The organism is Bradyrhizobium sp. AUGA SZCCT0158 (assembly GCF_018130065.1).
GTDB lineage: Bacteria > Pseudomonadota > Alphaproteobacteria > Rhizobiales > Xanthobacteraceae > Bradyrhizobium.
On sequence record NZ_JAFCME010000002.1, the window covers coordinates 290869 to 315982 of the forward strand.

A 25114-nucleotide genomic window follows, 5' to 3' on the forward strand; every position below is an offset into this window, starting at 1 on the left:
TATGTCCTCAGGTTCTTCGCTGCGGGTCGACGATGTCACGCAGGCCGTCGCCGAGCAGGTTGAAGCAGAACACCGCGATCATCAGCGCAAGCCCCGGGAACAGCGCGATCCACCATTCGCCCGACACCATGAAGCCGGCGCCTTCCGCGACCATGATGCCCCATTCGGCGGTCGGCGGCCGCACGCCAAGGCCGATGAACGACAGGCCCGCGGCATTGAGGATCGCGTAACCCATGGTCAGCGACATCTGCACGATCATGATCGGCATGATGTTGGGCAGGATGTGCACCAGCAAAATCCGGAACTCACCATTGCCCGACAATCGCGCCGCCTGCACAAAACCTGCATTGCGGCGCACATTGGCCTCGGCGCGGGCGACGCGGGCATAGAGCGGAAAATTCACGATGGCGGTCGCGATGATGATGTTCTGCACGGTATTGCCGAGCGCAGCGACGATGCCCATCGCCAGCACGAACAGCGGAAACGCCATGATGGTGTCGGCGATACGTCCGACGATGCGGTCGGTCCAGCCGCCGAAATAGCCGCCGGCGATGCCGGCAAGGCCGCCCATCAGGAACACCAGCGCCACCGAAGCCACCGCGATGAACACATCCAGCCGTGTGGCCACGATGACGCGGCTGAAGATATCGCGGCCCAACTGATCGGTGCCGAACCAGTGCGCCGCCGACGGCGCCTTCAAGGCAGCTGACGTGTCGCTGGCGAGCGGATCGTAGGGCACGATGTAGGGCCCGAACACCGCCGCGAACAGGATCACGATCAACAGGGCGAAGGCAAAAGCGGTGACGCGGTTCTCGCCGAGCACATAGCGGGTGTGCTCGAAGATCGCTGATAGTCCCGAGGTTCGCGCGGGGCCGACAGGTTCAACGGCAGGCGCAACGGTGCTCATGCTTGTTACCCTTCCAATCTCACGCGCGGATCGATCACACCGTAGAGAATGTCGATGACCAGATTGAGCAGCACGTACATGACTGCCATGGTCAGCACGAAACCCTGCACCGGCGCGAAGTCCGACGAGATCAGGGCCTCCACCGCATAGGAGCCGATGCCGGGCCAGGCGAAGACTTTTTCAACCAGCACGTTGGCGCCGAGCAGGAACGAGAACACCATGCTGAGCGTGGTGATGACCGGCAGCATGGCGTTCCGAAAGGCGTAGGTGACGATCACGGTGCTCGGTGACAGGCCGCTGGCGCGCGCCGTGCGGACGAAATCCGAGGCCAGCACCGCCAGCATCGAGGCCCGCGTCATGCGCGCGATCGGCGCCAGCGAGAATATCGCCAGCGTCGTCGCGGGCAGGATCAGCTGGCTCAGCGCGGAACGAAACGCCTCGAGATCGCGCGCGATCAGGGTGTCGATCAGATAGAAGCCGGTCACCGTCGGCGGCGCGCTGTAGAACACATCGAGCCGGCCGAGCGGCGCCGGCGACCAGCCGAGCCGGAAATAGAAGACGTAGACCAGCACCAATCCGGTAAAGAACACCGGCAGCGAGACGCCGGCCGTCGTCGTTATGCGGCAGAGATGATCGATCCACGAGCCGGGCCTTGTGGCGGCGAGCACGCCGAGCGGGATGGCGATCACGATGGAAACGAACAGGCCGAGCAGCGTCAGCTCGGCGGAAGCCGGCAGGCGATTGCGGATTTCGGCGGCGACCGGCTGGCCGGTGGTCAGCGAATTGCCGAAATCGCCATGCGCGAGATCATTGGTGTAGCGGAAGAACTGTTCGATCAGCGGCTTGTCGAGGCCGAGTTTTTTCCGGATCTGCTCGACCGCCTCCTTGGTCGCGGCGGGCCCGGCAAAGTACGCGGCGGGATCGCCAGGCAGCGCCCGCGTCAGCAGAAACGTCACGATCACGACCCCGATCAACGACGGGATCGCGAACATCAGCCGCTTGCCGATCATGGTCAGCATGGCAGGCGCTCCGCGCCGGCGAATAGCGAATGGCGAATAGTGAATGGACGATCGCGGCTACGTTCTTTCATCCTTCACTACCCCCTATTCGCCATTCGCTACTCACCATTCGCCCCTCACGCCTTCACCAGCGCACGATAGTCGAGCCTTCGGTGGAACCAGTATTGATAGCCCGAGATGTTCTTCTGCATCGCGACGTTGACGAAGGGCTGATACAGCGGAATCCGCGGGATATCCTTGTAGGCGAGATCTACGAAACCCTTCACGTCGCTGTCGTAGGCCGCCTTGTCGCCGGTCGAGGCCGCGTTGCGCGCGCCGTCGATCAGTCTGTCCATCTCCGGCGACTTGTAGCTCATGGTGTTGAAGACGGAATTGTTGCCGTGATAGCACCAGTAGAAGAAGTATTCGGGGTAATCGAGCCAGCCCGAGAACACGTTGGTGTAGAGCGGCATCTCCTTCTTGTTTAGTTCGGTGCGCCAGTTGGCGCCGGGGATCTTGTTGATCGTGGCCTTGATGCCGAGCTGCGCGAGACTCTCCTGCACCAGCACGCAGAGCGGCTCGTTGACGCCTGCGAAATTGAGATCGAACGAGATCGTGGTCTCGAAACCGCTGGCGTAGCCGGCTTCCGCGAGCAGCGCCTTCGCCTTGGCCATGTCGGTGGAATATTTGGTCGGCTGCGGCCACGCCACCTCGGTGGCCTTGTCGGCGGATGCGCCGAACATCGGGTTGGCGAGGCCGAACAGCACGACGTCCATGATTTTTTGATAGGGAAGCGCGTAGGCGATCGCCTGACGCACCTTGGGATTGTCGAACGGCGGCTTGGTGACGTTCATGCCGATATACTGGATACCGTTACTGAACGGCAGCGACACCACGTTGAGCTTGCCGTTGGCCTTCATCTCCTGGAAATCCTTGAACGGCAGTTCATAGGAGATGTCGGCGTCGCCACGCTCCAGCAGCGCGCGGCGGTTGCCGGCCTGCGGCACCATGCGCCAGATCACACGTTTGATCTTCGGCAGGGGACCACCGACCCAGGCGTCGTTGCGCTCCATGATGACTTCGGTGCCGGCGGTCCACTTCGACAGCTTGTAGGCGCCGGAGCCCGCGGTCTGCTGTTTTGTATATTCGAGACCCCAGGGATCCTTCTCGGAGGCGTTCTTCTTCACGAGCTCCGAATTGACAATGCAGGGCACGATGACGGCGAGATCGGGGATCGTCAGGCGGTCCTTCTTGGCAAAGTCCACCCGCAGCGTGTTGTCATCGACGACAACGAACTGCTCCGGCTTGGTCAGCGAGCCCGCGCTCATCTGGAAGGTCGGAAAGCCGCCGACCGAGACCGCGCGATCGAGCGACCATTTGACGTCCTTGGACGTCACCGGCGCGCCGTCGTGGAATTTCGCGTTCTTCTTCAGCTTGAATGTCACCGACATGTCGTCGATCTTCATGTCGTCGGCGAGTTCGCCCTTGAACTTGTCGCGGTCGTAATACGGCACGCCGCCGGGCCCGCTCTTCATCTCATGGGTGATCAGGCGGTCGTAGCAATTCCACGACACTTCATAGCCGGGCACGTTGGTGCCGACGCCATGGATGTCGAGGTTGTTGGGACCGCCTTCCGAGACGATCAAAAGCGTCTCCGACCGCGCATCGGCCTTGGCGGGAGAGAAAATGGCCGGCGCCGGCACCAGGGCGCGCGCGGCGACCCCCGTGACGGATTTCAGGAAATCGCGACGCTTCATGGTGATGCTCCAACGCCTGAGGGGAACGGCTTTGGAACCGGGAATCGCAAGGTTCGTGCCAAACCTTAATGGAAAACTAAACACGATCTAATTGACTGATAATACGAACGAATATGAATTTTTGATGCATTCGGCTCCTCAAAGCGAGGCTCAAATTGCATACAAAGAGGCATGTTTGCTCACTAATTATGCAAATATTCTGAGCGCCTGTTTGATGTGCGGCTTCGTCGCACCCGTCAGGTCGGCCACACCAGATCCTGCAGTTCAACGAGGTCGCCGGCTTTCTCCTGCCAGCCTTCGATTTGGATATGCCGGATCGGGTCGCTGTGCTGATGCAGCAGCATCAGCGCCATCAACCGCCGCTTCATCGCCGGATGGATATCGGCGCTTGAATACCCAAACCCCTCGAACAGGCTGCGTACCCGTCGCCTCACCCCCGCGGTCATGAAGGCGCTCGGCCCCAACAGGTCATACTCGCCAAAACCCGTCATCACGTCGCCGAAATCAAACAACCCCGACAGGCGCCAGCCATTGCTATCGCGCTCCAGCAGGAAATTCTCCGGAATGTATTCGCCGGTGAGGATGACCGGCGGCGCGTCCAACGGAATGAGCGATGCCGCATCGCGCAGGATATCGTCGAACCCGGCAAGGAATTTTGGCGGCAATCCAAGACGCATGTGGCGCGCGCGACAGCCCTCGATTTGCTTCGGGATGAAGTCAGCCCATTGCATCTCGATGTTCGAGAGTTCTCCGAGCGGGGCGCGCTGCACTTCGGCGATAGCAGCGCCGATCTGCACAAGTACGCGCTCCTTCTGGTCTTCAGGCAACCCCGGCCAGACCTCGGAGCCGACGACACCGTGCAGCCGCGTGACGATGAGATAGGGCCAGCCGTCGCGCTCGCCTTCGAACAGAATTTCCGGAATCGGGAGGCTCAATTGTCCGCGCAACTGCCTCAGCGATGCGCGCTCGGAGACAAACTGGCCGCGAAGCATTGGCGGGAAAAGCTTCAGGATCAGGTCATCGCCAAGGCCGACGACGAGGTTGGTACCGGTCGCGAAGACATGCGGCGATGTTGCTTTCAGGCCATGGCCGTGCGCGACGTCTGATGCCACCGGCAGCCAGCGGGACTGGTCGGCGCGCCAGGCATGGAAGGCTTCGTAGTCTGCGAGGGCCGGCAGTGAAGGTGTCATCACTCAACCGTCATTGCGAGCAAAGCGAAGCAATCCATTCTTTCTTTCCTTGGGAGCGATGGATTGCTTCGCTTCGCTCGCAATGACGGAAAAGTCGAAACCCTACGCGTCCTATCGGTCCGGATTCGCCCGCTCGAACTGGCGCAGCAGACGGTTGCCGCGCTCGGCGGCGAGGTCGAGGGCGGCTTGCGCGGGCCGCTTGCCACTGAAGACCTGCTCCAGTTCCTCGTCGATCGCGTCGCGGATGAGCACGAACGAGCCAAGCCGGATTCCCTTGGAGTGCTCGGTCGGCGGCTTCAGGGTCATCTGCTCGATCGAGATCGCCGCGCCGGGATTGCGATCATAGAACCCCTGCGCCCGTGAAAGATCGAAGGCGGCGCGGGTGATCGGCAGGTAGCCGGTGTTCTGGTGCCAGGCCGCCTGAACTTCCCGCTTCGAGAGAAACGCGAAAAACTTCGCGACCCCGGTATATTCATCGCGTGGCCGGGCCCGCAGCACCCACAAGGTCGCGCCGCCGATGATGGTGTTCTGCGGCGCGCCGTTTACGTCGGGATAATACGGCATCAAGCCGTAGCCGACCTCGAATTTCGAATTGGCCTTGATGTCGGCGCGGGTCGCCGACGAGCCGATGAAGATTCCGCACTCGCCCTTCTGGAAGCGCGGCTCGGCCGACTGGCCGCGGCCGCTATAGTCGTACACTTTCGTGGTCTGCCATTCCGCCAGCTGCGTGATGTGGCGCACCACGGTCGGATTGTTGAAGGTCAGTTCGGCGTCGAGACCGCCAAACCCATTGCCCTTGGTCGCCAGCGGCAGGTTATGGAATGCCGAAAAATTCTCGACATTGATCCAGGAAGGCCAGGAGGTGGTCAGGCCGCAGACCGCGCCGGCCGTGCGCAGCTTCTTCGCCGCGGCCCCCACCTCGGGCCAGGTCTTCGGTGCCACTTCCGGATCGAGACCGGCGGCGCGGAAGAGGTCCTTGTTGTAGTAGAGGATCGGTGTCGAGGCGTTGAACGGGAACGACAGCATGTTGCCGGCGACATCGGAATAATAGCCGGCGACGGCCGGCAGATAGGCCGCCGGCGAGAACGGCTCCGACTGGTCGCGCATCAACTCGAACACCGGATAGATCGCGCCTTTTGCCGCCATCATGGTCGCGGTCGCGATCTCGTTGACCTGAACGATGGCGGGCTGGCTGCGCGAACGGAAGGCGAAGATCGCCGCCGTAACCGTTTCGGTGTAATTGCCCTTGTAGGTCGGAACGATCCGGTAGTCGGATTGCGAGGCGTTGAAATCGGCCGCGAGCTTCTCCAGCTGCTTGCCGAGCTCACCCGACATCGCGTGCCACCACATGATCTCGGTGGTCGCTTGCGCCGGAGACACCAGCACGGTGAGTGCGAGCGCGACGAACTGAAACAGCCTCAAGATCGACTTCACTGATGAATCACTTTGCCAAAACCGCTTGTCAGGGCCGCGATCAAATCTGCGCGCTGCGCCCTCATAGATGCCCGCGCCAGACGTTTCAATCCACTACCGCCGTCGCAGCGCACAATTAACGATTGCAGCGGCTCCGGATAGCCAAGTGTGGGCGCTTTCTGCTAAAAAAATATTGAACCTTTTCTTCCCGCCGCAGACTTCTTCACAAGGGGATTTGTTGCCTGTGTATCGCCGCGCCGACCTTTCGCGGACCATAATGCTTGTTCTGGCGTTGTTCCTGACAGCGGCCTCAACGAGCGCTTTTGCGCGCGAATTTCGCGCCGCCGATACCCAGAACGAGAGTTATCCGACCGTGCAGGCGCTGCACTATATGGGCAGCCTGGTTGCGGAACGCACCGGCGGCCGCCACGAGATCAAGGTGTTCCATTCGCGCCAGCTCGGCGAGGAAAAGGAAACCCTGGAGCAGACCCGCGCAGGCGCCATCGATATCAATCGTACCAACGTCGCATTGATCGGGACCATGGTGCCGGCGATGAATGTGCTGGCGATGCCGTTTCTGTTCCGCTCCATCGAGCATTTGCAGAAGGTGCTGGATGGACCAATCGGCAATGAGATCCTGGACAGCTTCGAACCTTACGGCTTCGTCGGCCTCGCGTTCTACGATTCCGGCGCCCGTTCGATCTACAACCACGTCCGTCCGGTCACCTCGATGGCCGACCTCAAGGGCTTGCGGATTCGGGTGCAGCAATCCGAGCAGATGGTCGAGATGATCCGCTCGCTCGGCGCCGATCCGGTCGCACTGCCCTACGGTCAGGTGCTGACCGGGCTCTCCACCAAATTGATCGACGGCGCCGAGAACAACTGGCCGTCCTTTGTCACCACCGATCACTACAAATTCGCCGGCTTCTACACCCTCACCGAACATACGATGAGCCCCGAAGTGCTTGTCATGTCGAAAAAGGCGTGGTCTGGCCTGTCGCCCGAGGACCAGAAGGCCTTTCGCGAAGCCGCCATGCGTTCGAGCCGCTTCATGCGCGGGAAATGGCGCGATCTCGAAGAGCGCTCGCGCAAGCAGGCGGAAGACGCCGGCGTCAAGATCGTCACCGATTTCGACCGCAAGCCGCTCGAGGGGGCGATGGCGGGAATTTACGCCAAGGCGCAGCAAAACCCCGCGATGGCGCAGCTCATTGAACGAATTCGTGGGGTGCAGTGAGTTGGCCGCAACCTCGCAACGGGACGGATCAGTGGAACGGCCGGCGAGCCTCGCCGTGCGCGGCCGTATTCGCATCGTCCAGGTGCTGCGCGCGGTCCCGATCCGCTGGCGCATCCTGTCGATCGCGGCCTTGAACTCCGCCGTGGTCGTGGTGCTGGCCGCGCTGATATGGAACGGCGCCAAGGTGCTCGGTTCGGCCTGGGAAGATGTCCGCCACGTCAGGGAATCCGACAAGATCCTGGCGCTGCTCGAAAGCGAAACCAGCCGGCTTCAGAACCTGATCCATCGCTACATCAACCAGCCGAGCCCGGAACTGTTCGCGGAGATCCTGCTGCTGCGCGAAGCCGTGCTCGGCACACTGACCAACCGCGCCTCGAACGACCCGATGCTTTCGGGCTCGGTCGAGCAGCTCGAGCAGGTCACCGACCGCTTCCTCAACGGCTTCGGCGAACTGCGTGCGGTGCAGGCGACGATCGCGAAAACCTATGAGCAGCAGGTGCTGGGCCCGGCTAGGGACATGGCCGGGCTCTATTCCATCATCGAGGGCGCCACCGGGCACCGCGACGCGCTGATCTGGCCGTCGCTCGGAAAATCCCGCGAGGCGTTTACCGGGATGCTGGTCGCCGCCAACGCCTACTACCTTTCGCTGGCGTCGGCGTCGGCCGAGGACGCCCGGCGGAATACCGAGACGATCGAAAAGACCATCCCTGTCATGTCCGACCTCGCCGACAATGATTTGCAGCGCATGGCGCTGACGCGGCTGCATGCGAAAACCCTGGCGCTGCGCGAGGGACTGGCGAAGCTGACCGAGCAGCTTGCGGTCCGGACCGAATTGTTGCGCAACACCATCGACGCCAGCCAGGCCGATGCGATCGGCGTGATCGACCGCCTGTCCGTGAAGATGCGCCAGCGCGAGCAAAAGGCGCAGGAAACCTTCGACCGCACGCTGGCGGGTATTTCGCGCCGGGTGTTGTCGATCGCCGTGATCTTCCTCGGCATCATCCTGTCCGCGGGTGTCCTGATCGCGCTCTCGATCCGGCTGCCGCTGCAGCAGATCATGGCGTCGATGCACGCGATCACCTCGGGCAATTACGATCGCGCCGTGCAGGGCACGTCAGCCAAGGACGAGGTCGGCGCGATGGCGCGCGCGGTGGAGGTGTTCCGCGAAAACGCCATCGCCAAACGCAAGACCGAGGACGAGCTGCGCGCGTCGAAGGAAAAGGCCGAGGGCGCGCTGCTCGAGCTCAATGCCGCCCAGCAGAACCTGATCGACGCCGAACGGCTGGCGGCGCTGGGCGGCCTGGTCGCCGGCGTCGCCCACGAGGTCAACAACCCGATCGGGATCAGCCTGACGGTGGCATCGAGCTTCGCGCGCCGCGCTGATATCTTCGAGACCGAGCTGCGCACCGAGCCGCTGCGCCGCTCCAAGCTCGACGAGTTCGTCAAGAGCTCGCGCGACGCCGCCGGGCAACTGGTGGCCAATCTGCACCGTGCCGGCGAACTGATCCAGTCGTTCAAGCAGGTGGCGGTGGACCGCTCCCATGCCGAGCGCCGGCAATTCAGCCTCAGCGAGGCCACCGATCAGATCGTGGCGAGCCTGCGCCCGGTGTTGAAGAAGGCGACGATTACGCTGTCGGTCGACGTGCCGGAGGGTCTGTTGATCGACGGCTATCCCGGCTCCTACGGCCAGATTTTAACCAATCTTTTCCTCAACGCAGCCAATCATGCCTTCGCCGACGGCCGTTCCGGGGCGATCTCGCTTTCGGCACGGGCCCGCGGCAGTGACGATGTCGAAATCATTTTTGCCGATAATGGGGCCGGAATGACGCCGGACGTCCAGCGGCAGGCGTTCGATCCGTTCTTTACCACGCGCCGCAACGAGGGCGGTACCGGACTGGGCTTGCATATCGTCTATAATCTTGTCACTCAACAGCTCGGCGGCCGGATGATGCTGGAGTCAAGGCTAGGACAAGGCACCACTTTCCGCATTATCATGCCTAAGGTCGCCAAGGGAATTGTAACCAGCGGACCCACGATCACAGACACAGCAGCCGACGGAACCCCTCAATGGCCGAACAGGACGATGTCCTCCACCTGATCGACGATTCCGAAACCGCCCCGGATGATTCGTCTGCACGCAAATGGAAGATCGCCGTCATCGACGACGATCATGCGGTGCATGAAGGCACGCGGTTTGCGCTGAGCGACTACAACCTCCACGGCGCCACGCTGGAAATCCTCTCCGCCTATTCCGCGGCCGAAGGCCGCGTCCTGATGCGCGACAATCCCGATATCGCCGCCGTGCTGCTCGACGTCATCATGGAAACCGACGTCGCCGGCCTCGACCTCGTCGAGTACATCCGCAACGACATCAAGAACGAGACCGTCCGCATCATCCTGCGCACCGGCCAGCCCGGCCAGGCGCCGGAGCGCCGCGTCATCGTCCAGTACGACATCAACGATTACAAGGCCAAGACCGAGCTCACCGCCGACAAGCTGTTCACCTCGCTGACCGCCGCCTTGCGCAGCTACCAGCAGCTCGAGCGCATGGTGCAGACAAGGCGCGGGCTCGAAATCATCATCGACGCCGCCTCGACCCTGTACGACTTCAAATCGATGCAGCGCCTCGCCGAAGGCGTGCTGACGCAACTGGCTTCGCTGCTCAATGTCGATTGCGCCGGTATACTGGTGCTGCGCGACGACGGCGCCCCTGGCAGCGAATTCTCCGTGCTGGCGGGCTCGGGCTGCTACAGTCGCTTCATCGGCACCACCAGCTCCAAGTCGCTCGATCCGGATTTGCGGCAGATGGTGGAAGACGCCTTCACGCGCCGTAAGAACGAGTTCGCCGACCACCGCAGCGTGCTTTACCTGCGCACCGGCTCCGGCCGCGAGGTCGTGGTGCTGCTGCAGGCCGAACGCCAGCTTTCCGACACCGACCGCGCGCTGGTCGAGATTTTCTCCAGCCGGCTGTCGATCGCGTTCGACAATGTGATCCTCTACCAGCAGCTGCACGCGGCCAATACCCAGCTCGAAGACCGCGTCGCCCAGCGCACCCGCGCGCTGATGCAGGCCAACCGCCGGCTTTCGGCGCAGTGGCTGCGGCTGCAGCGCGCCAACGGCTTCAAAAACGAAATCCTCGGCACCGTCGCCCACGACCTGAAAAATCCGCTCGGCGTCATTCTCGGCCGCACGGAAATGCTGAACGAACTGATCGGCGCCGGCTCGCCGAAGGAAAACGTCACGGCGCAGGTCGACCACATCCGCGACGCCACCAAGCGCCTGACCTCGATGGTCGATCATCTGATTTCGGACGCGATGGCTGATGCCTTTGACATCACCATCCGCCGCGAGCCGGTCGACGTCGGCGCCCTGGTGGCCGAAGTCACCGACGCCAATCTGCCCTCGGCGGTCAACAAGCAGCAGGCCATCAGCGTCTCCGCACCGCCGAATTTCGTCACCATGTGCGACGTCGACCGGATCCGCGAGGCGATCGACAATCTGGTCAGCAATGCCATCAAATATTCACCGATCGGCGGCAAGATCACGGTCGGCGTCACCCATGAGGGGGATAACACCGTCGTCCGGATCACGGACGAGGGCGCGGGCCTGTCGCCCGAGGATCTCGGTCGGCTGTTCGGCCGTTTCCAGCGGCTGTCGGCCAAGCCGACCGCGGGCGAAAGCTCGACCGGCCTCGGTCTATCGATCGTCAAACGCATTATCGACATGCATGGCGGCCATGTGACCGCGGATAGCCCCGGCCCCGGACAGGGGTCGACCTTTACGGTTACACTGCCTGCAGCAGAGACACCATGAGCCAGAGCCAGCACATCATCATCGTCGACGACGAGGCGCCGGCCCGCGAAATGGTCGGCGATTACCTCAAGATGCACGGTTTCGCCGTGACGCTGTGCGACGGCGGCAAGAGCCTGCGCGGCGTCATCGAGACCAATGTGCCCGATCTCGTCGTGCTCGACCTCAACATGCCCGAGGAAGACGGACTCTCGATCATCCGCGACCTGAAAAGCCGCATCAATGTCCCCGTCATCATGCTGACGGCGACCGCAAGCCCGATCGACCGCGTCGTTGGCCTCGAGCTAGGCGCCGACGATTACATTGCAAAGCCCTGCGAGCTGCGCGAATTGATGGCGCGCATCCGCTCGGTGCTGCGCCGCAGCGCGCCGGTCAAGGCGGTGGCGCCCGAGGCCGCCGGCGCCAAGGCGGAAAAGGAACAGTTGGTGCGGTTCGGCACCAAATGGCTCGATCTCGAAGCCCAGGCCCTGCGCGACGACGAGGGCAACGAGCATCCGCTCACCGCGTCCGAATTCGGCCTGTTGAAAGTGTTCGCGGCCAACCCAAAGCGGGTGCTGTCGCGCGAGCGGCTGCTGGAGCTGGCGAATGCGCGCGACGCCGAAGCCTTCGACCGTGCGGTCGACCTCCGCATCATGCGGATCCGGCGCAAGATCGAGATCGACCCGACCAAGCCCGCTGTCATCCGCACCATCCGCGGCGGCGGTTATCTGTTCTCGCCGACCGGCGAAAAGGGTTAGCATCCATGTCGTCCCGGCCTTGAGCCGGGACCCACGCCGCAGCGGTCGTGTTGGCGTGCTGTGGTAGTGACCTCGCCAAACAACAACGCCCTGTGGTTATGGGTCCCGGCTCAAGGCCGGGACGACGATCGATTTGTGGGTCCCGCGGAACGATTTTCGATCTGAAATCCTCCCATTTTCCGCACATTGAAATTATTGTTATTTTCGGCCCGAATGTTTCGTCGCGGCGGCCCCGACGAAACAATTCTCCCCGGCACGAAACCATTTTCCTCTTTCGGTGCAGACATCCCGAAACGTTGATTAACTAGAAATCTCCCAACGACACGCCGCCAAGCGGTGAACTGGGAGTTTGTCATGCCGAACGTGATTGCCATCAACGCTGCAGCCCGCAAGCACATTGCCGATGCCCGCGCTACATCGGACGAATCGCTGCTGGAGAGCATTGCCAAGGGCAACCGCACGGCGATGCACGTGCTTTATTCCCGGCATCACGTACGGGTTTACCGCTTCATCCTGCGCATGGTGCGCGATACCACGATGGCGGAAGACCTCGTCAGCCAGGTGTTTCTGGACGTGTGGCGCACCGCCAGCCAGTTCGAAGGCCGCTCCCAGGTTTCGACCTGGTTGCTGTCGATCGCCCGCTTCAAGGCGCTGACCGCGCTGCGCCAGCGCAAGCATGAGGACATCGATCAGGACGACGTGCTCGAGATCGCCGACGAGGCCGACACCCCGGAAGCGTCGCTCGACCGCAGCAACACCAGCGCCATCCTGCGCGCCTGCGTCGCCAAGCTGTCGCCGGCGCACCGCGAGATCATCAACCTGGTCTACTACCACGAGAAGTCGGTGGAAGAGGCCGGCGCGATCATCGGTATTCCCCAGAGCACGGTGAAGACCCGGATGTTCTATGCCCGCAAACAATTGGCCGACTTGCTTAAGGTCGCTGGCGTGGACAGCATCGCCGCATAAATCGCAGGTTATTCAGTCGGTTAGATAGGTATTGGGAGCGGAAACCGGGTCGATTTCGAAGCCAAAGATTAAAGGCGACGAAACAAATGAAACAATTGGCGACATCACCCGGAAAAACTCTGCCCCTATACCTATCATCAGCAACGCAACCCAACGCCGAACAGGAGATCGAACATGCTGAAGCCGTCCTTCCGCTTCTTCATCGTCCCGCTCGGCGCAGTCGCTACCCTTGCTTCGCTGTCCGCTCAAAATGTCAGCCCTCGCGCCCAGCGCGATACCGGTTCGATGTTCGTGCGCGAACAAGTGGTCGATTGCAGCACCAAGAGCGCCGCCGAGGTCTGTGTGATCCCGGACGTCGTTCGCTAAACCAAGTTTCTGACGACCGACCAAGGCTTAACCTCCCAAGAACCTCCAACGACCCGGCCGGGATGCCCCCCAGCCGGGTCGCTCTGTATTTGGGGGTCCGGCCAACGCGCCGCGCCAAGAGCCAGTTGGCGGCGCTCCAACGTCCGGGACGGGGCCTGGACTAAAATCTCGAAAACAACCCCATGCAAAGTAAAGCGGACCCCTCTTCATCCGGACTTGGATACCGCTCGTGATTTATTTGCAACTAATTCGCACTTGCATTACCATCAAGCAGTTTCCGGCCCCTGTCCGGAACGCAGGGGAGGCCATCCATGTTCGTCTCGTTTCGCGCAGCCACTGGCGCGTCTGTTTTGCTCGGCCTTGTCTCGGGGGCGGCGATCGCGGCCGGCGATTTGTCGCGGCAAACGCCGATCGAGCTCACCGTCACATTGGGCTCGCCGGGCAAGCATGAATTCGCGCCGAAGCAACTGAAGTTCGAGACCGGCAAGCTCTACAAATTGATCCTGCGCAACGACAGCAACGATCCGCATTATTTCACCTCGCACGCCTTCTCAGCGATGGTGTGGACGCGAAAGGTGCAGGTCACGCAACAGCGCGACGGCAAGACCGTTACGCTCGCCGAGTTCAAGGGCGCGATGCGCGAGATCGAGGTTTATCCGGGGCAATCCGCCGAATGGTGGCTGGTACCGGTCGCCGCCGGCCGCGCCACCGATCTGCGCTGCGACATCAAGGGCGCTGAAGGCAAGACCCACGCCGATCTCGGCATGACCGGCGAGATCGTGATCGAGTAATGTTGCACTTCCTGCTTGACGCGATCGAGCCGCTCATGATGTTAGCCGCTGACAATGGATGCGGCGGCAAACCCGGATGAAGTTCGGCTGCGCAAGGGATCCTCGCTCAGGGAACGATTTGTCCAGGCGGGCTCCGGCGTTGTAATTCTTCTGATTATTGTCCCGGGCCTGCTTACCTGGGCCTCGGGCGGCCGACCGTTCATTCCTGCACTCTGGGTCGTGCCGCTCGGATTGTTCCTGATCGGCGTTGCCGCTCTTGAACGCAATGTGGCCTGGATCATCACGCAAGACGGCATCCTGATCGGCGAGCAGCGTCCGCTTGGCAAGGTGCACAAGCGAATGATCAGCCATCACGACATCGCAGAGGTCCGCGTCCGCAAGAACAGGTTCAGCTACCCAGCGAGTTTCAGCCTGGTGTGCAGGTTGGCCTCCGGAGGTGTCTTGATCTCGCCACCGCTGCCGGACATCACGCGCGTCAACGAAACCACCGCAACGGTTACGGGATTGCTCGGTCTTCCCGATGCCGCGCCCATCGACAACCCGCTCGAGGCCGGCAACGCCGAGATCATCCTTGGCTCGCCGGTCAACCCCGATCTGGGCCGCGTGATTCGAATCGCCGTGCCGGTTGTGGCCGGCCTGTGCGCTCTGCCGTTCCTCATCGCATTCTGGATCGGTGAGTGGGAGATGGCGCTCGGATTGCTCTTGCCGCTCGGCTTTCTCGCTGCCTTTGCACTCTACCGCCACGCGCACCGATTAGCCGGCGCGTGCTGGACCATTCGGCAAGGCGAGATCCGTATCGAGCGGATTGCGTTAAGCGGTAAGCCATCCGCCGAGACGATCCGAACAGATGACGTCGCAGCGATCGAGGTCGACGAGCCCGATTCCAAGGACCGCACCAGCACCATCAGCATTCGGTTGCACACGGGCCAGACCTTCTGCAGCCCGACAAAGCACGACGAAAATGCGGCACGTGCCGTGCGCGCAGAAATCATTCGGCGTCTCAATACTCCTCCGGATGCCGGAACATTGTCCGGATAGAGGACCTCTGCTGCAAAAGCCGCGGTACTGTTCTCGCATCGGGCATGATAGGATTCACGCCAGGGTTAGCTGCGACAGGTGGTGCCGATGTTCGAAGGCTGGGATGCCGTTGTATTGGCCCGGGCGCAGTTTGCCTTCACGATGTCGTTCCACATCATATTCCCGGCCTTCTCGATCGGGCTCGCCAGCTATCTCGCGGTGCTTGAGGCGCTGTGGCTGTGGACCGGACGTGAGGTTTTCATCAACCTGTTCAATTATTGGCTGAAAATTTTCGCCGTCGCCTTCGGCATGGGCGTGGTGTCGGGCATCGTGATGTCCTACCAGTTCGGCACCAACTGGTCGGCCTTCTCCGACAAGACCGGCCCGGTGATCGGCCCGCTGATGGCCTATGAGGTGCTGACGGCGTTCTTCCTCGAGGCGGGCTTCCTCGGCGTGATGCTGTTCGGCCTCGATCGTGTCGGCCCAAAACTGCATTTTTTCGCAACCTTGATGGTTGCGGTCGGCACGCTGATTTCGGCGTTCTGGATTCTGTCGGCCAATTCCTGGATGCAGACGCCCACAGGTCACGCCCTCAATGCTGAAGGCCAGTTCATCGCCGTCGACTGGTTCAAGGTGATCTTCAATCCGTCATTCCCTTACCGGCTCGTGCATATGGTGCTGGCGGCGTACCTGACCACCGCGTTGGTGGTCGGCGCGGTCGGCGCCTGGCATCTGCTGCGCGACCCGCACCTGGCCGGCCCGCGGGTGATGTTCTCAATGGCGATGTGGATGGCGACGATCGTCGCCCCGCTCCAGATTCTCGCCGGCGACCAGCACGGGCTCAACACGCTGGAGCATCAGCCGGTGAAGATCATGGCGATGGAAGGCCATTTCCAGAGCCACAAGGACGGCGCGCCGCTGATCCTGTTCGGCTGGCCCAATCAGGCCGCGGGCAGGATGGATTACGCGATCGAAGTCCCCAAACTCGGCTCGCTGATCCTCAAACATTCCCTCGACGCGCCGATGGCCGGCCTCGACACCGTGCCGCGCGAAAACTGGCCGCCGGTGCCGATCACCTTCTGGTCGTTCCGGATCATGGTCGGCATGGGATTGCTGATGGTGGGGCTCGGCCTCCTCAGCCTGCTGATGCGCTTCCGCGGCACGCTGTACAATTCGCGCCTGCTGCACATCTTTGCGGTCGCGATGGCTCCGTCGGGGTTCATCGCGGTCCTGGCGGGCTGGATCACCACCGAGACCGGGCGTCAGCCGTTCACGGTGTATGGATTGCTACGAACCGTGGATTCGGCGTCGCCGCTGGCGGCGCCCGCGGTCGCCTCGTCGCTGATCGCCTTCATCATCGTCTATTTCGTGGTGTTCACCGCCGGCGTGATCTACCTCCTGCGCCTGATGGCACAGCCGCCGCATCACGGCGAGGAAGGTCCGCGCAGCGACGTCCCTGCCCGTGCCGCCGGCATCACGCCGGCCGCCGGCGTCGCCGCCGAGGGAGCGATCCGATGATAGCCATCGACCTTCCGACCATCTGGGCCTTCATCATCGCCTTTGCGGTTTTCGTCTATGTCGTGATGGACGGCTTCGATCTCGGCCTCGGCATCCTGTTTCCGCTGTTTCCGAAGAAGGAAGACCGCGACGTCATCATGAACAGCGTCGCCCCGGTCTGGGACGGCAACGAGACCTGGCTGGTGCTCGGCGGCGGCGGCCTGATGGCGGCGTTCCCGCTGGCCTATGCCGTGCTGATGCCGGCGCTCTACACGCCGATGATCGTGATGCTGCTCGGGCTGGTATTCCGCGGCGTCGCCTTTGAATTCCGCTGGCGCACCACGCGCGAACGCAACCGCTGGGACATTGCGTTTGCCGGCGGCTCGCTGCTGGCGACGCTGGCGCAGGGCATCGCGCTCGGCGCCATCCTGCAGGGCATTCAGGTCTCGGGGCGACATTATGCCGGCGGCTGGTGGGACTGGCTGACGCCGTTCAGCATCCTGACCGGCGTCGCGCTCGTGATCGGCTATGCGCTGCTCGGCTCGACCTGGCTTGTCATGAAGACCGAAGGCGAATTGCGCGACCGCGCCTATCAGCTGAGCTGGCTGCTGCTGGTCGCGATGCTGTGTGCCATCGGCATCGTCAGCATTGCAACGCCGTTCCTGCATGTGCAGTATACCCATCGCTGGTTTGCCTGGCCCAACATCATCCTCACCGCGCCGGTGCCGGTCGCGGTGGCCGCCGTCACCGTGATGCTGCTGCGCAGCCTCGCCAACAAGTATGACTACCAGCCGTTCTTCCTGACGCTGGCGCTGTTCGCGCTGTCCTATGCCGGGCTCGGCATCAGCATGTACCCTTACATCGTGCCGCAGAGCATCACGATCTGGCAGGCGGCCTCGCCTGAAAACAGCCAGCTGTTCATGCTGGTCGGCGTCGCCATACTGATACCGCTGATCCTCGGCTACACCGCGTGGGCCTATTGGGTGTTCCGCGGCAAGGTCAAAGCCGAAAGCGGCTATCACTGATGGCCAAAGTGTTCTCCAGCGAAAAAAGCTCCAGCGAGCCGACACCGCGGCCGCTGACGCAACGCCTGCTCTGGTTTGCCGCGCTGTGGCTCGGCGGCGTTGGCACGGTGACGCTGATCTCGTACGGCCTGCGGCTCTGGATCGCGCCGAAATGACGCCTTTGCCACAATCACCGGCGATTGTGATATCAGAAAATAGAAGCCATTCCAGCAAGATACCGGCCCTGCCGCCCTAAACTTGCCATCAAGCTGGCCCTGAGATTTGATAGTTCCGCTGATTTGGCCAAAGCGCGCTAGTCATCGCGCTTTGGTTTCTTTGTTTGCGCATGATCTTTTCGGAAAACCGCTTCACACTTTTCCGGATCATGCTTTAGAACGCCAACCAATTGGCCAACGCGCCAACAAGGAGAGCTCCGCAATGACGAAGTTTCGGCACCTGATCTGGATGATGATCGCAACGAGCGGTCTGATCCTTTCAGCCTCGCAGAGCAATGCGCAGCTGCGCCAGCCCGATGTGGGTGACCAGCCGGGACTGATCGCCGACGAATCCGTCCAGCTCGATCCGCAGTTCAGGAAGACGGCGGTGCTCTACCGCACCAACGAAGCGCCGGGCACCATCATCGTGGTCACGGCCGAGCGCCATCTCTATCTGATCCAGGGCGGCGGCCGCGCGCTGCGCTACGGCATCGGCGTCGGCCGCGAGGGTTTCACGTGGCAGGGACTCGTCAACATCACGCGCAAGGCGGAATGGCCGGACTGGACGCCGCCGCCGGAAATGATTCAACGCCAGCCCTACCTGCCGCGCTTCATGGCCGGCGGCCCGGGTAACCCGCTCGGCGCGCGGGCGATGTATCTCGGCACCACCGTCTACCGCATTCATGGCACCAACCGCCCCGACACCATCGGCACCGCCGTCTCCTCCGGCTGCTTCCGGCTCGTCAACGCCGACGTCGCCGATCTCTATGAGCGCGTCCCGGTCGGCACCAAGGTGATCATCCGGCAGAAGCCCGAACTGTAATTGCAACGGTACCGTCTCTTCCGCAGATCCATTTCCCTGAAATTGGTGAGTTAAAAAATGCTACGTAATTTTCGAGGCGGCCTCCTCATTGGGCTGGCGGTCGCAACTGCGGTCGCGGCTGGCGCAATCACATATGAACGCTATGACACCAAGACCCTGAAGCGGACGCTCAAGCGCGGCGAACTGCTGTGCGGCGTCAACAAGGGCCTGCCCGGCTTCTCGATCCCCGACGACAAGGGAGACTGGACCGGCTTCGACGTCGATTTCTGCCGCGCGGTGGCGGCGGCGATCTTCGACGATCCGAAGAAGGCGAAGTTCATTCCCCTCGACGCCAGCGAGCGCTTCAAGGAGCTGTCGAGCCGCAAGGTCGACATTCTGTCGCGCAATTCCACCTGGAGCATGTCGCGCGAGGTCAACAACGCTCTCTATTTCCCGGCCGTCGCCTATTATGACGGTGAAGGCTTTATGCTGCCGGCCTCGCGCAAGATCGATTCCGCGCTGGACCTGAACAACAGCAAGATCTGCGTGCAGGAAGGCACCACCACGGTGCTCAACGTCGCGGATTATTTCCGCGCCAACAACATGAAATTCACGGAGATGAAATTCGCCAAGCTGGAGGATGTCGTCAAAGCCTATAATGAAGGCAAGTGCGACACCCTGACCGCCGACGTCTCACAGCTCTACGCGCTACGCATCAACCTCTCCAAGCCGGACGATCACACCATCCTGCCCGACGTCATCTCGAAGGAGCCGCTGGCGCCCGTGGTGCGGCAGCGCGACGACGACTGGATGATGATCGTGAAATGGACGCTGTACGCGATGATCAACGCCGAGGAACTCGGCATCACCTCCAAGAACATCGACGAGGCGCTGAAGTCGAAGAAGCCGGACGTGATGCGGCTGGTCGGCACCGAAGGCGCCTACGGCGAAGACCTCGGCCTCTCCAAGGACTGGGCCGCCCGCATTATCCGCCACGTCGGCAATTACGGCGAGATCTACGACCGCAATGTCGGCGCCGAATCCAAGCTGAAGATCCCGCGCGGACTGAACTCGCTCTGGAGCAACGGCGGCATCCAGTACGCGCCGCCGATCCGGTGACGGCCGAAAGCCGGCGAACGTAGCCACACACTCTCTGTCGTCACCCGCGAAAGCGGGTGATCCAGTACGCGGGGACGTTTCGGATCAATCACGACTGCCGCGGCGTACTGGGTCGCCCGGTCAAGCCGGGCGATGACACCGCCAATGTCGCGGCAGGCGCAGCTCAATAACTCTTCATCCGCGCCAGCTGATCGGCGTGGTAATTGCTGTCGCCGAACAATTCCTGACAGACCCGGGCGCGCTTCATGAAGAAGCCGATGTCGAACTGGTCGGTCATGCCCATGCCGCCATGCATCTGCACGCCTTCCTGTACCGCCCGCGTCGCGGTGGTCCCGGCGCGTGCCTTTGCAACCGCAACCGCGGCACTGGCGTTGGCAAAATCGCCGTCCAGCGTCTGCAGCGCCTTCAGCACGGCGGCGCGGGTGATCTCGATATCGATATAGAGTTCGGCGGCGCGGTGCTGCAGCGCCTGGAATTCGCCGATCAGTTTTCCAAATTGCTTGCGCTCTTTCAGATAGGTCACGGTTCGGCCGAACACCTCTTCACTGAGGCCCACCATTTCGGAGGCGACCGCGCCGCGGCCGATATTGAGCACGCCTTCGAGCAATGCCCCGCCCTGATCAACCTCGCCGAGCACGCTGTCGGCGTTGACCTCGACATTGTCGAATTCGATGCGCGCCGCATTGTGCGAATCCACCATCGCGGTGCGTTCCACGGCGAGACCCTTGGACTTGGGATCGACCAGGAACAGCGTCAGCCCGTTGCGCTCGCCGGCGGAGCCAGCGGTGCGCGCCGCGACGATCAGGAGATCGGCGGTGTGGCCGTCGACAACAAAGGCTTTTGCACCACTCAGCTTGAAGCCGTTGCCGGAGCGCACGGCCTGCAGCTTGGTCTGCAGCGGGCGATGCTTGGCGCCCTCGTCGATCGCGAGCGTCGCGAGCAGCGAGCCGTCCGAAATTTTGGGCAGATGCGCGGCCTTTTGCGCGTCGCTGCCGCCGCGCGTCAGTGCGGAGGCCGCAAGTACGGCGGTCGACAGGAACGGTGACGGCATCAGCGTGCGGCCGATTTCCTCCATCACCACGCCGGCCTCGACGGCGCCTAAGGCGCTGCCGCCGAAATTCTCAGGCACCAGCAGGCCCGAAAAGCCCATCTCGGCAAACGCCTTCCAGAGCTCGCGGGAAAATCCCGTAGCGTCCTTCGTATCGCGCAAGCTGCGCAGATGCGACACCGGCGCCTTGTCGCTGATAAGGCCGCGCGCGCTGTCGCGCAGCATGGATTGTTCTTCGGTGAGGACGAGTGCCATGGAGGAGTTCCGGTCTAAGTGTTTCGAACGAGTATCTTTGAGATCGTCGTTCCGGGGCGGCGCGAAGCGGCGAACCCGGAACCTCGAGATTCCGGGTTCACGCTTCGCGTGCCCCGGAATGACGGCGTCAGTTAGCGTCTCACGCCCCCGGCAGATCGAGGATGCGCTTGGCGACGATGCCGAGCATCACCTCTGACGTGCCGCCTTCGATCGAGTTGGCCTTGGTGCGCAGCCAGGCGCGCGGGCGAGCGCCGCCTTTGGAGCGCTCGCTTTCCCATTCCAGCGCGTCGACGCCGCCGGCCGACATCAGGATTTCGTAGCGGCGCTTGTTGAGCTCGGTGCCGTAATATTTCATCGCCGAGGAAAACGCCGGATGCGACTGGCCGGCTTTGGCGAGATCAACCGCGCGTTCCGCTGCCGCCGACAGCGCCGCCTCATCGATCTCGAAGGTCGAGATCTGGCCGCGCAGCATCGCATCGTCGAGCCGGCCCTGCTCGTCGCTGCCGACCGAGTCGGCCGCGACCTGGCCGAGCGGCCGGCCGACGCCGCGCTCGCCCATGCCCGAGATCATCGCGCGCTCGTGCTGCAGCAGATATTTCGCCACATCCCAGCCGCGGTTGACTGTGCCGACCACATGCGATTTCGGCACCCGCACCCCATCGAAGAAGGTTTCGCAGAACGGCGAGTAGCCGGAGATCAGCAAGATCGGTTTTGTTGTGACGCCCTTCGACGTCATGTCGAACAGAATAAAGCTGATGCCGTCATGCTTCTTGGCTGACGCGTCCGTACGCACCAGGCAAAAAATCCAGTCGGCGTAATTGGCATACGACGTCCAAATCTTCTGGCCGGTGATGACGAAATCATCGCCGTCGCTCTCGGCGCGGGTCTGCAGCGAGGCAAGGTCCGATCCGGCGTTCGGTTCGGAGTAGCCTTGGCACCAACGGATCAGGCCCGCGGCGATCTTCGGGAGATGCTCCTTCTTCTGCGCCTCGTTGCCGTATTTCAGCAGCGCCGGCCCGAGCATCCAGATACCAAAACTCGACAGCGGCGAACGCGCGCCCATCGCCGCCATTTCCTCGCGCAGCACCTTGTGCTCGGCGCGATCGAGCCCTCCGCCGCCATATTCCTTTGGCCAGTCGGGCACGGTCCAGCCCTTGTCGCGCATCCGTTCGAACCAGACGCGCTGCGGCTCGGAAGAGAATTTGGCGTTGCGGCCGCCCCAGTACGTGTCGCCTTCGGACGTCATGGGCTTGCGCATTTCTGGCGGGCAATTGGCCTCGAGCCAGGCGCGGGTTTCACGGCGGAATTGATCAGGATCGGACATGGTGCGTTTCCATATGGGGCGAGTTGAAACGACCTTAGTCGCCGCATCGCGGAATTCAACATCTCTCTGCGCCGCACCATGCGCGGACTGCCGTAGTCACGCGCCGGGATCGGGTGTATCGCAGGGGCGGCAACGATTGAAAAACAAGAGGAAACCGACATGCGGCTGAAGTTGCTTTCGCCTGGCGAAATGAGCCCCGACCAAAAAGAGACCTACGACGAGTCGATTGCCGGCAAGCGCGGCGCGCCGCCGGCGCCGATGATGGCCTGGCTCAACAGCCCGCAGATGGCCAAGCATGCCACGCGGCTCGGCGAGCAACTCCGTTTCAACACGATCTTTCCGGCAAAGCTTTCCGAGATCGCGATCCTCGTCACCGCGCGGCACTGGACCTCGCATTACGAATGGTACGCGCATAAGCGCCTGGCGCTGAAAGGCGGCATGGACCCCAAGATCATCGACGACATCCGCGACCGCCGCACGCCCACCTTCGACGACCCCAAGGGCCAGATGATCTACGACGTCGCCAAGTCATTGCATGAGGGGCACGGCGTCTCCAAGCCGTTGTATGACGCGGCGGTGGAATTGCTAACGGTGCGCGGCGTGACAGAGGTCATCGGCCTGTGCGGCTATTACACGATGGTGTCGATGACGCTGAATACGTTTGAGTTCGGACTGCCGGATGGAGAAGTTTCGGACTTGGCATAAGATTTGGAAACGCATGGTTTCTGAATTGCCAGTACCCGTCTCCCAGCTTCTCCCTAGTTTAGAATCTCGGCAAGGCAAATGGAGGCATCGACATGCCCGACAACACGCCTATCATATCAGGCACACGGATCGTGCATGTTCACCTGAAAGTCGCCGATCTCGAACGCGCGCTGGGGTTTTACTGCGGCGTGCTCGGCTTTGAGATCATGCAGCGGATGGGCTCGGCCGCGGCGTTCATCTCGGCCGGCGGCTATCATCATCACATCGGCCTCAACACCTGGGAAAGCAAAGGTGGCCATCCGCCGCCGCCGGGCACCACCGGGCTGTTCCACACCGCGATCCTCTACCCCACGCGCCCGGCGCTGGCGGACGCGCTGCATCGCGTGATGCAGGCCGGCATTGCGCTCGACGGCGCCAGCGACCACGGCGTCAGCGAGGCGCTCTATCTGCGCGACCCTGATGAGAACGGCGTCGAACTTTACCGGGACCGGCCCAAGGAAGAATGGCCGCGCGCCGCCGACGGTTCGCTGTCGATGTTCACGAAGCGGCTGGATCTCGAGGATCTGTTGCGGGCGCGGGAGGCGTAGTCGTGTCCCACCGTCATTGCGAGCGAAGCGAAGCAATCCATCGCTCCGCCCGCGGCACTATGGATTGCTTCGTCGCTACGCTCCTCGCAATGACGCCGTCTTCCCACGAATCATGATCAGCACCGCCGCAATCAACTCCAGACCGATGCAGCCGTAGAACGGCAGCGAATAGCTGCCCGACATGTCTCGCAGCAGGCCGACCACGCCGGGCCCGAAGGCATAGGTGATCTGGTTGATCGCGGTGATCAGGCTGACCAGCACGCCGAACGAGCGCGGATCGAATTCGCGCTGCACGATCAGCGCCGGCAGCGTGATCAGATTGCCGACCGAAAATCCGAACAGCGCGCAGGCCGCCATCAGCGCGTAGTCATTGTGCACGTTGATGACGATCCCTAGCGCCACGGCCTGGCTGACGAACGAGAGCGCGGACGCCAGCCGCTGGTTCATCTGGTCGATCACGAACGAAAACAGCACGCGGCCGACCACCGCCATGGCGGTCAATAGCGCGACCGCGATGGCGGCGCGCTCGCGCCCGATCACCGAATCCAGAAACGCGATCAGATGCACGATGAAGCCGACCTGCGCGAACAGCACCAGCGCGAAGGCCGACGATACCGTCAGAAATCCGATATCGCGAAATGCCCGCGCGCGAATCTGGATCGGCGACGGCGCGTCCGCGGCGATCACCGCGCCCCCGTTTGCGCTCGCATGGTCCGGCGGCCGCCCGACGTAAAGCAAAATGACCGGTACCATCAGCGCGACCATCACGACCGCAGCGGCAATCATCGCGCCCGGGAAACCGAAATAGCCGATCGCCAGTACCAGCAGCGGCACGCCGGCGATACCGCCGAAGCTGGCGCCGTTCAGTGCCAGGCTGATGGCCATGCCGCGCTTCTTGTCGAACCAGAGGCCCAGCGTGTTGGTGATCATGCCGAGGCTGGTGCCGGCCCAGCCGAAGGCGAGAAAAGCGTTGGCGAGATAGAGCTGCCAGGGTTCGCGCACCTGGCCGATGGTAACAGCGGCAATCGCCATCGTGCCGATGCCGGCGATCATGCAGTTGCGGGGACCGAACGCCCTGATCGCCTCGCTGACGAAGGCCACCAGCGCCGCGCCGGACAGATAGAAGAACGTCGTGCCGAGCGAGATCAGCGACGCCGGCCAGCCGTGCAGCCGCTGCAACTCGGCGACATAGACGCTCTGGCCGTAAAAGCCGAGCCCCCAGCCGAAGGTCGCGAGCAAGAAACAGACGAGCACAATGCGCCAGCCGTCATAGCGGAGCGAGGTTTCGTCGATGGCGGTGTGAATGGGGCCTTTTAACATTCTTGTTCTTTGTTCTTGCACCGTCACGCCCGGCCTTGTGCCGGGCATCCAC

Annotated in this window: 23 protein-coding genes; 15 read left to right on the top strand and 8 right to left on the bottom strand. The window is 62.4% G+C overall.

Annotated features, from left to right (window positions below):
• Positions 1-7: 7 nt before the first annotated feature.
• The 5 genes from JQ574_RS04205 to ugpB form a co-directional block, all read right to left on the bottom strand.
• Positions 8-907 (bottom strand): ABC transporter permease, encoded by a 900-nt coding sequence (locus tag JQ574_RS04205; RefSeq protein WP_212208876.1) that lies wholly within the window; start codon positions 905-907, stop codon positions 8-10.
• Between the two features lie 5 nt (positions 908-912).
• Positions 913-1926: an ABC transporter permease gene (locus tag JQ574_RS04210; RefSeq protein WP_212208877.1), complete on the bottom strand. Its 1014-nt coding sequence runs from the start codon at positions 1924-1926 to the stop codon at positions 913-915.
• Between the two features lie 116 nt (positions 1927-2042).
• Positions 2043-3662 (bottom strand): ABC transporter substrate-binding protein, encoded by a 1620-nt coding sequence (locus JQ574_RS04215; protein ID WP_212383312.1) that lies wholly within the window; start codon positions 3660-3662, stop codon positions 2043-2045.
• 236 nt (positions 3663-3898) lie between these two features.
• On the bottom strand, positions 3899-4852 hold the full coding sequence (locus JQ574_RS04220; RefSeq protein ID WP_212208879.1) for a phosphotransferase: 954 nt from the start codon (positions 4850-4852) through the stop codon (positions 3899-3901).
• Positions 4853-4963: 111 nt separating this feature from the next.
• On the bottom strand, positions 4964-6277 hold the full coding sequence (ugpB, locus tag JQ574_RS04225) for a sn-glycerol-3-phosphate ABC transporter substrate-binding protein UgpB (RefSeq protein WP_409363400.1): 1314 nt from the start codon (positions 6275-6277) through the stop codon (positions 4964-4966).
• Positions 6278-6503: 226 nt separating this feature from the next.
• Here ugpB and JQ574_RS04230 point away from each other — a divergent pair, with 226 nt between their 5' ends.
• From JQ574_RS04230 to JQ574_RS04290, 13 genes are all read left to right on the top strand, one after another.
• Entirely contained in the window at positions 6504-7499 is a 996-nt protein-coding gene (locus JQ574_RS04230; RefSeq protein ID WP_212208881.1) for a TRAP transporter substrate-binding protein, read from the top strand.
• A 55-nt stretch (positions 7500-7554) separates the two neighbouring features.
• Positions 7555-9597, top strand: coding sequence for an ATP-binding protein (locus JQ574_RS04235; protein WP_312014610.1), 2043 nt, complete (start codon positions 7555-7557; stop codon positions 9595-9597).
• Positions 9567-11312 (top strand): DUF3369 domain-containing protein, encoded by a 1746-nt coding sequence (locus JQ574_RS04240; protein ID WP_212208883.1) that lies wholly within the window; start codon positions 9567-9569, stop codon positions 11310-11312. Before JQ574_RS04235 ends, JQ574_RS04240 begins: the two co-directional genes overlap by 31 nt.
• Positions 11309-12046 (top strand): response regulator, encoded by a 738-nt coding sequence (locus tag JQ574_RS04245; RefSeq protein ID WP_212208884.1) that lies wholly within the window; start codon positions 11309-11311, stop codon positions 12044-12046. The genes JQ574_RS04240 and JQ574_RS04245 overlap by 4 nt, the downstream gene beginning before the upstream one ends.
• A 354-nt stretch (positions 12047-12400) precedes the next feature.
• On the top strand, positions 12401-13012 hold the full coding sequence (locus tag JQ574_RS04250; protein WP_212208885.1) for a sigma-70 family RNA polymerase sigma factor: 612 nt from the start codon (positions 12401-12403) through the stop codon (positions 13010-13012).
• A 174-nt stretch (positions 13013-13186) separates the two neighbouring features.
• Positions 13187-13378, top strand: coding sequence for a hypothetical protein (locus tag JQ574_RS04255; protein WP_212208886.1), 192 nt, complete (start codon positions 13187-13189; stop codon positions 13376-13378).
• Positions 13379-13689: 311 nt separating this feature from the next.
• On the top strand, positions 13690-14169 hold the full coding sequence (locus JQ574_RS04260) for a hypothetical protein (protein ID WP_212208887.1): 480 nt from the start codon (positions 13690-13692) through the stop codon (positions 14167-14169).
• 231 nt (positions 14170-14400) lie between these two features.
• Complete coding sequence (locus JQ574_RS04265; protein WP_212208888.1) at positions 14401-15207, top strand: hypothetical protein; 807 nt, start codon at positions 14401-14403, stop codon at positions 15205-15207.
• 87 nt (positions 15208-15294) lie between these two features.
• The gene (locus JQ574_RS04270) at positions 15295-16704 is read left to right on the top strand and encodes a cytochrome ubiquinol oxidase subunit I (RefSeq protein ID WP_212208889.1); all 1410 of its coding nucleotides are present in this window, start codon (positions 15295-15297) and stop codon (positions 16702-16704) included.
• On the top strand, positions 16701-17708 hold the full coding sequence (gene cydB / locus JQ574_RS04275) for a cytochrome d ubiquinol oxidase subunit II (protein WP_249119081.1): 1008 nt from the start codon (positions 16701-16703) through the stop codon (positions 17706-17708). The genes JQ574_RS04270 and cydB overlap by 4 nt, the downstream gene beginning before the upstream one ends.
• Positions 17708-17863, top strand: a complete 156-nt coding sequence (locus JQ574_RS04280) for a DUF2474 domain-containing protein (RefSeq protein ID WP_212208890.1) — start codon at positions 17708-17710, stop codon at positions 17861-17863. The genes cydB and JQ574_RS04280 overlap by 1 nt, the downstream gene beginning before the upstream one ends.
• A gap of 262 nt (positions 17864-18125) precedes the next feature.
• Entirely contained in the window at positions 18126-18725 is a 600-nt protein-coding gene (locus JQ574_RS04285; RefSeq protein WP_212208891.1) for a L,D-transpeptidase, read from the top strand.
• A gap of 57 nt (positions 18726-18782) precedes the next feature.
• Entirely contained in the window at positions 18783-19823 is a 1041-nt protein-coding gene (locus JQ574_RS04290; RefSeq protein WP_212208892.1) for an amino acid ABC transporter substrate-binding protein, read from the top strand.
• Between the two features lie 163 nt (positions 19824-19986).
• On the opposite strand, the gene JQ574_RS04295 is transcribed toward JQ574_RS04290, so the two are convergent.
• Positions 19987-21126: an acyl-CoA dehydrogenase family protein gene (locus tag JQ574_RS04295; protein WP_212208893.1), complete on the bottom strand. Its 1140-nt coding sequence runs from the start codon at positions 21124-21126 to the stop codon at positions 19987-19989.
• 139 nt (positions 21127-21265) lie between these two features.
• Positions 21266-22450 (bottom strand): acyl-CoA dehydrogenase family protein, encoded by a 1185-nt coding sequence (locus tag JQ574_RS04300; protein ID WP_212208894.1) that lies wholly within the window; start codon positions 22448-22450, stop codon positions 21266-21268.
• 159 nt (positions 22451-22609) lie between these two features.
• On the opposite strand from JQ574_RS04300, the gene JQ574_RS04305 reads away from it, so the two are divergent.
• Both JQ574_RS04305 and JQ574_RS04310 read left to right on the top strand, forming a co-directional pair.
• Positions 22610-23155: a carboxymuconolactone decarboxylase family protein gene (locus tag JQ574_RS04305; protein WP_212208895.1), complete on the top strand. Its 546-nt coding sequence runs from the start codon at positions 22610-22612 to the stop codon at positions 23153-23155.
• A 92-nt stretch (positions 23156-23247) separates the two neighbouring features.
• On the top strand, positions 23248-23742 hold the full coding sequence (locus tag JQ574_RS04310) for a VOC family protein (protein ID WP_212208896.1): 495 nt from the start codon (positions 23248-23250) through the stop codon (positions 23740-23742).
• A gap of 75 nt (positions 23743-23817) precedes the next feature.
• Here the strand turns inward: JQ574_RS04310 and JQ574_RS04315 are convergent, their stop codons facing one another.
• Positions 23818-25062, bottom strand: coding sequence for an MFS transporter (locus tag JQ574_RS04315; RefSeq protein WP_212208897.1), 1245 nt, complete (start codon positions 25060-25062; stop codon positions 23818-23820).
• Between the last annotated feature and the right edge of the window lie 52 nt (positions 25063-25114).